This window comes from Pseudomonas sp. BMW13, assembly GCF_013357275.1.
GTDB lineage: Bacteria > Pseudomonadota > Gammaproteobacteria > Pseudomonadales > Pseudomonadaceae > Aquipseudomonas > Aquipseudomonas khazarica.
The window spans coordinates 1-367 of sequence record NZ_SUKD01000077.1; the positions used below are offsets into that span (position 1 = coordinate 1).

Consider the following 367-nt stretch of genomic DNA (forward strand, 5'->3'; position numbering starts at 1 on the left):
CAGATCACTGATCAAACTGCTGTTGCCGGTAGCGCTAGTGCTCGCCTACGTAGCCTGGGCTTACACCCGTATGCCCGGCGCAATCTTGTATGGACACAATCATACGGATCGACCTGTCTTCAGCTATTTCGTCAATGAGGCCTGGGGGGGGAATGGTGGGGCAGTATGCTGCACGCGTATCGAAGGCGATGTGCTGACCGTGCAATGGATCAAGAGCACCACCCAAGCTCAGTACGATGCTGGGCTGCGTGAGGAAACCATCACCCGACAAGTGTCCAGCCCGCCTCGTACCCGGCAAGACAAGTACCTGCATGTGCACTTCTTTCCCGGTGATCAGATTCGTCTGTTCTGGAGCCCCAATCTGGAC

The 367-nt window shown here is 56.4% G+C and carries 1 protein-coding gene; it reads left to right on the plus strand.

The features are described 5' to 3' along the window. Positions 1-70: 70 nt before the first annotated feature. On the plus strand, positions 71-367 hold a 297-nt coding region (locus E4487_RS24260), incomplete at its 3' end, for a DUF3304 domain-containing protein (protein WP_257229496.1).